The organism is Shewanella electrica (assembly GCF_022321485.1).
GTDB classification, from domain to species: domain Bacteria; phylum Pseudomonadota; class Gammaproteobacteria; order Enterobacterales; family Shewanellaceae; genus Shewanella; species Shewanella electrica.
This window is the reverse complement of record NZ_JAKOGG010000665.1, coordinates 1-244: the sequence shown is the minus strand read 5'-3', so window position 1 is coordinate 244 and position 244 is coordinate 1. Positions and strand designations below refer to the sequence as shown.

General features: G+C 68.9%; 1 protein-coding gene. It reads left to right on the top strand.

The genetic code is table 11. The features are described from left to right. A partial coding sequence (locus tag L9G74_RS21740) for a hypothetical protein (RefSeq protein WP_238898954.1) occupies window positions 1–244 on the top strand: 244 nt, incomplete at both ends.

Genomic DNA, 244 nt, shown 5'->3' with positions numbered 1-244 from the left:
AGATTTGCGGGGACTGCCGCAGGAGGCGATCGGCCCGCGCGACGGCCTCAGTCACGCCCTTCTCGGTGGTCGGGAGGCGGGGGCGACTGCCGTTCGAACGCGCCCGGAAGCTCTTCTCGTGTGCTCGGCGCGCGTGATCTTCCGCGAGGACGATGGGCTCTACTCCGTCGATCTTGACTGCTGCCCAAAGCAGGACGTCGCGGCGCACCTGCCGCAGCGGATCTCGGGTATAGGGTCGGCGACC